This window comes from Pseudomonas sp. (genome assembly GCF_049645325.1).
GTDB lineage: Bacteria > Pseudomonadota > Gammaproteobacteria > Pseudomonadales > Pseudomonadaceae > Aquipseudomonas.
In genome coordinates this window covers 1-3,344 of sequence record NZ_JBARTQ010000710.1, presented here as the reverse complement: position 1 = coordinate 3,344, position 3,344 = coordinate 1, and the positions used below count along the sequence as shown (strand labels likewise).

The window sequence follows — 3,344 nt, the reverse complement described above, 5'->3', positions numbered from 1 at the left end:
GGTCATCCCAGGGAATCATGTGCCCGGCGTTTGCAACGCGTGCGACCTTGATGCTCGGTTGCAGGTTTTGGATTTCGGCGACGTCTTCATCGAGGATCACACCGCCACGCCCGGCCACCATCAACAGGGCAGGGGCCTTGAGCCGGGGCAGGTCCTGGTGGAAGTCGACCGTGTGGAAGTCATTGAAGGCGCGCACAATGGCCGGTTCGTAGCAGGTGTGCAGCCATTCGGCGCGCAATTGCAGTTGCTCGTCGGTCCAGGTGGCACAGAAGGCGCGCATCGCCTCCGCGTCCATGCCGATCAGCGATTGGCGGATCGAATCGACGTACCACGGCAGCTTGCTCGGGTATTCGCGACGGCCCGGCCCGGACACCGGCGGGTCGATCAGCACCACGCGGTTGACGCCCTGGGGATGCTTGACGGCGCTGCGCACGGCAAACCGCGCCCCCATGGAGTGGCCGACCAAGTGGTAACTGTGCAGGTTCAGCGCGTCGGCCAATGCACCAATGTCGTCGGCGCAGGTGTCCGCGCTGTAATCCAGCTCGGGGCCGGTTGAAGACAGGCCGCGACCGCGCACATCCAGCACGTAGGTGTCGAACTGCTCGCCCAGGCGCTCGGCGACAAACCCCCAGGTAATCGCCGGGCTGGTGATGCCGGGGATCAAGATCAGCGCCGGGCCTTTGCCGCCGTAGCGCAGGTAGTGCTGGCGAATGCCATTGGCCTGGACGTTGCCGCCGTAGAGAAAGGTGCTCACGCAGCCACCCCCGACTTGAGTGTTTGGGCGTACAGGTCATACCCGTAGACCCAGTCCGGGTCTTCCTGGGTGCGCAACCAGGTGTTGGCGTTGGACACCGCCTGGACGCGGGAGGCGCGTTCCTTGCGATTGGCTTCGTAGAGTTCGAACGCGGTGCGGTAGTCGCTGATCCCGGTTTCCTGCAGGCAGCGGGTCAGCATGGCGGCGTCTTCGATGGCCATGCCGGCGCCCTGGGCCATGTGCGGTTTCATCGGGTGGCAGGCGTCGCCGAGCAATACCAGGCGACCACGGCTCCACAGCGGCAGCGGGTTACGGTTGCGCAACGGCCATTTGGTCACGCTTTCGGTGGACTCGATCAGCGCCTGGACGGTGGGGTGGTAGCCCTTGAAGGCGTCGAACATTTCGTCGCGGCTGCTGTCGACGAACGCGCCCTGGAAGTCCCATTCGGCGTGGGGTACGCCGGTCACGTAGTAGTACTCGTCGCGCTTGCCGGTGGTGTAGTAGACCATCATGTGGCGGTCCTCGGTCCACCACTTGATGCAGTCTTCGAACGTGAGGTCGTACTTGGCCAACTGGTCGCCACGGATCAGTGCGCGGTGCGCGACCCAGCCGCTGTACAGCGGTTTTTCCACGCCCAGCAGTTCTTCGCGGATCTTCGAATTGATGCCGTCGGCGCCGATCACGATGTCGGCGTAAGTCACTTCGCCGTCGGCAAAGGTCAGGCGCACCTGGGTGTCGGTTTCTTCGAGGGTTTCCAGGCGCTTGTTGAAATGCAGGGTGCCGGGCTTGAGGGTCGACATCTGCAGGGCGTGCAGGTCGCCACGGTGCACGGTGATGTAGGACGCGCCGTAGCCGGTGAGCGGGATGCGCGAGAGGTAATCGCCGCTTTCGCCGCAACGGCTGAACCAATGCTCGGGGTGCGAGCCCATCAGGTCCAGCTGCTTTTCAATGCCCATGCGGCGGAAGATTTTCATGATATTGGGGCCCATGTGGATCCCCGCGCCCAGACGGGAAAATTCCGGTGCCTGCTCGTAGATATCGACGTCGAACCCGGCTTGCTGCAACAGGGTGGCGGCAGCGGCGCCGCCAAGGCCGGCGCCGACGATGGCGATTTTTTGAGTGCTTCCCATGGGGCGTAATCCTCTCTCGTTATTGATTTTCAGCGGCGTCTGTCCGCACCGTTTTTAAAGTGTATACGCTCATTTTTTAAAATGGAAAGCCTGCGCTTATAAATTTATTTTTTGGCCATATTTATCCCGTGTAACGCTTTGTATCCAGTAAATACTAGGCCTGTGTCGATAAGTAACGTTTTGGCTCGACGCTTGCAGTCCGTCTGCAATTCAGGTCTTATCGTCAGTAATTGGCGTATACGCTATAAAAATGCACCAGCGTGAAGCGCGGTGCTTGAACGTGGTGCAGCCCCACAGGAGACAGGAAAATGCCGGTAAGCGATTGCGAACTGACCCAGATGTTTGAACACGTGCTGAAGCTGTCGAAGGTCGACCCGACCCAGAGCGTCGCCGTGCTCAAGAGCCATTATTCCGACCCGCGTACCGTGCGCGCCGCGATGGACGCGGCGCAGCGCCTGGGCGCCAAGGTGTATGCGGTGGAGTTGCCGTCGTTCAACCATCCCAAGGCCATGGGCAATGACATGACCGCCTACTGTGGCGACACCGCGTTGACCGGCAATATCGCGGCCCAGCGCGCCCTGGAAGCGGCCGACCTGGTTGTCGACACGATGATGCTGCTGCATTCGCCGGAGCAGGAGCAGATCCTCAAGACCGGCACGCGTATCTTGCTGGCCGTGGAGCCGCCGGAAGTGCTGGCGCGGATGCTGCCGACTGAAGAAGACAAGGTGCGTGTATTGGCGGCCGAGCAGTTGCTGAAGAAGGCGCGTTCGATCCATGTCAAATCCCGCGCCGGCAGTGATTTTCGCGCGGCCTTGGGGCAATACCCGTCGGTGACCGAATACGGTTTTGCCGATGAGCCGGGCCGCTGGGACCATTGGCCGAGCGGTTTCCTGTTTTCCTGGCCCAATGAAGAGACAGCCGAGGGGGTGTTGGTGCTGGATGTTGGCGACATTCTGTTGCCGTTCAAGACCTATACGCGCGAGAAGATCACCCTGGAAATCGAGAAGGGGTTTATCACCAAAATTCACGGTGGGTTTGAGGCGGAGTATTTGCGGGATTACATGAAGTATTTCAATGATCCTGAGGTGTATGGCATTTCTCATATTGGCTGGGGCTTGCAGCCGCGGGCGCAGTGGACTGCGATGGGGTTGCACGACAAGAACGACGGGATGTGCATGGACGCGCGGGCGTTTTATGGCAACTTCCTGTTTTCTACCGGGCCCAATACTGAGGTGGGCGGGACGCGGAAGACGCCTTGCCATATGGATATTCCGCTGCGCCATTGTGATGTGTATCTGGATGATGAGGCGGTGGTGATTGGCGGGGATGTGGTGGCGCCGGCTGAGTCCTTGGCGCGCTGATGATTTGGGTTGGGTTGGGTCGGGGGCATATCCGTTATTTGGGGGATGGCGTCTATTGGTTCCGCTCTTACAGCGGGTCACTTTTGGTGGAGCGCAAAA

The 3,344-nt window shown here is 60.6% G+C and carries 3 protein-coding genes; 1 reads left to right on the top strand and 2 read right to left on the bottom strand.

What is annotated here, in order from left to right; all coding sequences use genetic code 11:
- A partial coding sequence (locus WBB95_RS30210) for an alpha/beta fold hydrolase (RefSeq protein WP_424490921.1) occupies window positions 1–754 on the bottom strand: 754 nt, incomplete at its 3' end.
- On the bottom strand, window positions 751–1,884 hold the full coding sequence (locus tag WBB95_RS30205) for an FAD-dependent monooxygenase (protein ID WP_424490920.1): 1,134 nt from the start codon (window positions 1,882–1,884) through the stop codon (window positions 751–753). The genes WBB95_RS30210 and WBB95_RS30205, both read right to left, overlap by 4 nt.
- Before the next feature lie 308 nt (window positions 1,885–2,192).
- Between WBB95_RS30205 and WBB95_RS30200 the strand changes: the two genes are divergently transcribed.
- A complete protein-coding gene (locus tag WBB95_RS30200; RefSeq protein ID WP_424490919.1) occupies window positions 2,193–3,245 on the top strand; it encodes a 2,5-dihydroxypyridine 5,6-dioxygenase in 1,053 nt (350 codons plus the stop codon).
- Window positions 3,246–3,344: the final 99 nt, after the last annotated feature.